5 protein-coding genes are annotated in these 4,342 nt (G+C 48.2%); all 5 read right to left on the bottom strand.

The window, feature by feature from the left end; all coding sequences use genetic code 11:
* Positions 1 to 149 precede the first annotated feature (149 nt).
* The 5 genes from dcd to AB7D94_RS16570 all read right to left on the bottom strand — a co-directional run bounded on the left by dcd (position 150) and on the right by AB7D94_RS16570 (position 4,212).
* Positions 150 to 722, bottom strand: coding sequence for a dCTP deaminase (gene dcd, locus AB7D94_RS16590; RefSeq protein WP_420267174.1), 573 nt, complete (start codon positions 720 to 722; stop codon positions 150 to 152).
* Positions 719 to 997 carry a hypothetical protein gene (locus AB7D94_RS16585; RefSeq protein WP_420267173.1) on the bottom strand — a complete coding sequence of 93 codons (279 nt, stop codon included), beginning with the start codon at positions 995 to 997 and terminating at the stop codon, positions 719 to 721. Before AB7D94_RS16585 ends, dcd begins: the two co-directional genes overlap by 4 nt.
* A 193-nt stretch (positions 998 to 1,190) precedes the next feature.
* A complete protein-coding gene (locus tag AB7D94_RS16580) occupies positions 1,191 to 2,297 on the bottom strand; it encodes a glycosyltransferase family 4 protein (RefSeq protein WP_420267172.1) in 1,107 nt (368 codons plus the stop codon).
* Positions 2,298 to 2,314: 17 nt separating this feature from the next.
* Positions 2,315 to 3,436 (bottom strand): glycosyltransferase family 4 protein, encoded by a 1,122-nt coding sequence (locus AB7D94_RS16575; protein ID WP_420267171.1) that lies wholly within the window; start codon positions 3,434 to 3,436, stop codon positions 2,315 to 2,317.
* Positions 3,437 to 3,444: 8 nt separating this feature from the next.
* Entirely contained in the window at positions 3,445 to 4,212 is a 768-nt protein-coding gene (locus AB7D94_RS16570; protein ID WP_420267170.1) for a polysaccharide deacetylase family protein, read from the bottom strand.
* Positions 4,213 to 4,342: the final 130 nt, after the last annotated feature.

Raw genomic sequence — 4,342 nt, 5'->3', positions numbered from 1 at the left:
ACTTCTCTGTAAACACGCATTATCACTATCATTTTACCTTCACCGAGAATTGCTGGAAATTGGGTAGCAGGTCAAAAAGGCCTTGCCATGATTGAACTGCTATGCTTCACTAAATCATGGATAAGAATTAAGCATACGCGCAACAGATATTAATGCGGCCCCTCCGGTGTGGTCTGTCCCTGAAATTGGCTTGGTGAGTTGGCTATTTCGCCTTCCACTTTTTCAAAAACTATCTGGCATATTGGAACATTCGGATAAAGGGTTATTGGAAAAGGTCCCAGGTTCATTAATTCAAGGGTTATGGTTCCAGAAAAATCGGCATGTATGGTAGGGGCAGTGAAATGTACGAGCAATCCAAAGCGTGCGTATGAGCTTTTCCCCTCTATCCTGGCAGCATAATTGGGACCGGATTCAGTATATGGCAATGATATATTTTCATATGTATTTGAAAGGACAAATTTGTTTTGACGCAGCGTATAACCGCCTTCCTCAGTTATCTGCTTTCGATCGAATAACGTCTTAAGCGTTTTTGTTTTTATACCATTTTTTGAATCAATGGTAACGCCAACATCGTCATGTGGAATTGAGATAATGTTCCCCAATCTGAAATCAAGAGAGGTCGTGTTTAATAAACGTCGTAACTGTGATTCATCAGGTTTTGGATCTATAATAATTCTTTTGTTGCTAATCGCTTTGATTATTTCTAAATTGCTCAATATCATTGACTAATATCTTTTATTTTAACCGTTATCATATTCTTAAAGACACCATAGGCTTCATTTGGTAGAATAACTAAGCAAACATCGTCACGACAATCCAATATCGTAACTTTTAACAATTTTTCCTTTTCATTCACCAATGTTTTGTGCGCAAAAAGCGAAAACTCGGCGTTATCGGCAGTTATGCTTTCAACAGCATATTCATTAGGAAACATTCCCTCCGATATATCACTGCACTTCAACCACCCTTTTGACGGAAACTCGTTTGTTGATGGCATAATTACCTCCATATAGCTTTTAATAACAACCTTCAAAGATCGGGGTTTCACCACCGCGCCGCTTTGTCTGCCGCTTACCCTCAATCCTAATGCAATTCACAAGCGTTTGTCAATACTGTTTTTTGTATAGCATAGGGTTAGCATAAAACAAATTACGTTTAATTTCAACGGGTTAGCGTTAACAGAGTCAGTTTCATTTGTTGCGGCAGTAATCTTCAATCAGGCGGCTGAACTGCCCTGCCGCGCGTTCTATGGAATATGCCCGTGCCTTTTCGGCGGCCATTTGTCCAAGCCGCGCGCCAATGGCTATGGCCTTGTCTATCTTACCGGAGAGTTCCGCCGCGTCTGTTGTATCATCAAGGAGCACACCGTCGCTGTTGTCTTCGATTATCTCGGCGGCACCGTTATTTTTTGACGTAATCACGGCACACCCGCAGGCCATTGCCTCAAGTACGGCATTGCTGAACGGGTCATAGAGCGTCGGCAGGACAAACACATCAGCGGCGGCGTAAAACCTCTCTATGTCCCTTCGCGCCCCGGCAAAAACCACCCGCACACCCAGCCTTCTTGCAAGCGCCTCATACTTCCCCGTCCTTCCCCGCCCGGCAATGTACAATACGGCGGGGGCCTTAATACGGCTCATCGCGTCAATCAACACGGCAAGCCCCTTCCTCTCAAACCCTGACCCTACAAACAGGACTATCGCGGTGTCGTTCTGAACTCTGAATTCGCTGCGAAACTCCGCTGAGAGACGCTCCCTGTCCACGGGACTAAAACGGTCTAAGTCAACGCCGTTGTACAGCACGTGTATCCTGTCTTCGTTTACCGCGTAGTGGGCGATTATATTTTCCTTTACCATCATGGAGTTAGCTATTATCACGGGCGTACTCTTAAAAAGTTCCCTTTCGATGGACAACAGTGTCCGGTGTAACATGTTAAAGTGAAATGACAGGCCCTTCCACCTGCCCGCGGTGAGACGGCGAATCATGAGCCACTGCCTGTGGCATCCATCGCCTGCCCTGTATATATCCTGACACGTCGTGCGTTCAAAACTTACCGTGCAGTCAGGGCCTATATGCCGTATGATTGCGGCAGCGTTTCGATTAAACTTTATGGCCGAACGGGCCGAACTCAAAGACGCTGCATCTACCGTATGGTGAGTGGCATGCGGGTTTTCCTTCCATTGTGAACTGAGCAGATGGATTTCATAGCCGTGCAGATTGTTTATCATGGACTCTATGTAGTTTTCCGCCCCGCCAAACCGGTCATATTGCCTTCTGATAAGTGCGATTCGCTTCATTGGATTGTCATGGGTTATTAGTGGCCACTGATTTCATTTAGTAATTTAGCCTCAAGCAGCCTGTAATATAACGCCTCTATTTTATCAAGCATAACCGTGGCCGAGTGATTTTCATAGATAAACCGCCTCGCCCTTTTGCACATATCAGCGGCAAGGGATTTATCCTGTAAAAGTCTTATCACACCATTGGCAAGGGCGGCGTGGTCTGATGGATTTACAAGCAGGCCGGTTTGCTCATGTATCACCACCTCCGGCACTCCACCCACACGCGTTGCCACAACCGGCACACCCGCGGCCATTGCCTGCATCACGGACTGCGGCACCCCCTCCGAATGCGAACTCAGCACTGAGACATCGCTAAAGGCATAGATTGCGGCGATTTCGGAGGCCTGGGCGACATAACCGGTAAACACCACATGGCCATCTATCCCAAGAGACCGTGCCATGCCCTGTAACCCCTTTAGCTTTGGCCCGTCACCGACAAGGAGAACTCTCGCGTTGGGAAATGCCTCAATTATTTTTGGCACCGCCCGCAACGTTACCTCGTGTCCCTTTACGCCCCTTAAAATACCCACGTTGGAGATTATGGGGAATGCCTCGCCGCTGACGTATTTTAACTTCAGAGCAGGGTCTCTTTTTACGTCAAAGAACTCCTCTGCAACGCCGGTTGGGATGCTCACCACATCAGCAGGGGGGAAGCCGCAGTCCGCCACGAGTGTCTTTTTCATATTCTCGCCGCAGGTTATATAGGCGTCCGGCAGGTAGTGGATAAAGTTAAATATGCCGCGCTTAAGGGGGATATTCAGGTGGCGCGTCCTGACAAGCAGCGGCACCCCGGCAAGCCTCGCGGCAATGCCGGCTATCCAGGAATCCTTGCCTGAGTGCGTGTTAACCACGTCAAAACGGTTCGCTCCGATATATTTCGACAGCCGTGTGATGCTGGTGATGTCGTAGGGACTTCTCAGGGGAAGCGTGAGGACTTCTATCCCGCGTCCTATGGCCTCCTCATAAAACCTCGTCCCCTTGCGGCATACGATGGCCGTATGATGTCCCCGTTTTAAAAAGCCTGTTACCTCGGCAAGGACACGCCTCTCCTGCCCGCCCAAATCCCCTGACCACTCTGTGTGGAGTATCCGCATGGAGGGGGTTACTTGAAAACCTTCAAATAGAGCCTGCTTAGCCCGTCATCAGAGTGAATGAAGAGTTTTTTCCTGAATTTCATCACCCCGATGTCGCCTATGGCGATTCGTTTTATCTTTAACGGGTCGGACTTATATGTATTAGTACCCGGCTCGGTCGTAAAGAGGAGCCTGAAGCCGGCCGTCAGGGCGGAGTCTATGTATTTGACGTTATATATACCCCATGGCCAGCACAATGCCTCACACTTTTTCCCAAGCCGCCCCTCTATTAACTCCTTTGATACCGACAGGTCTTCGTAAACGCCCCCTTCGTCTATTTTCTTGTGCGTGTGCGTATGGGATTGGACGTCTATAAGGCCGCCCGCCTCCATTTCCCTCAACTGCTCCCATGACATCACCACTTCTTCGGCCTGGCCTCTGGCCACCTTTGCCTTGCACTCCTTGTGTGAGGGGAGCGAATCGTAGGCATGCCTCTGCCCGCCATCGTGTACCCATGAGGTAACGACAAAAAAGACCGCCTTAAGGCCATATTTTCTCAGTATAGGATAGGCATACAGCCAGTTATCTGCCCAGCCGTCGTCAAACGTTATCATCACGGTGTTAGCGGTGGTGGCGGCGCGGCCAGTTAAGATGTCAGCAAGGTCCGCCGTGTTTATCGTCCTGTAGGCATGTTCTTTGAGAAAGGCCATCTGTTTCTCAAAATTTCTCACCCCGACGGTTATAAACGAACCCGTAGTGTTGACATGATGGTACATTAATACTGGTATGGCATTCACAGTGCCACTATTATAGCAAATCCACCATCAAAATCGTAATAATGTAATCTTACCCGTGTCAGGCCAAAGTAAAAATTGTAATACCAAAATAGAAATGTCCTATTCTACCAAAGTAGAAATGTCCTAAAGA

This window comes from Candidatus Magnetominusculus dajiuhuensis, assembly GCF_046044395.1.
GTDB lineage: Bacteria > Nitrospirota > Thermodesulfovibrionia > Thermodesulfovibrionales > Magnetobacteriaceae > Magnetominusculus > Magnetominusculus dajiuhuensis.
Note: the sequence above shows the minus strand (reverse complement) of the source record. Positions and strands in the feature narration are given on the sequence as shown.

Bases quoted from the DNA above. Each gene is read 5' to 3' on its own strand.
- dcd (WP_420267174.1), bottom strand. From the start codon at position 722: ATGATATTGAGCAATTTAGAAATAATCAAAGCGATTAGCAACAAAAGA.
- AB7D94_RS16585 (WP_420267173.1), bottom strand. From the start codon at position 997: ATGCCATCAACAAACGAGTTTCCGTCAAAAGGGTGGTTGAAGTGCAGT.
- AB7D94_RS16580 (WP_420267172.1), bottom strand. From the start codon at position 2,297: ATGAAGCGAATCGCACTTATCAGAAGGCAATATGACCGGTTTGGCGGG.
- AB7D94_RS16575 (WP_420267171.1), bottom strand. From the start codon at position 3,436: ATGCGGATACTCCACACAGAGTGGTCAGGGGATTTGGGCGGGCAGGAG.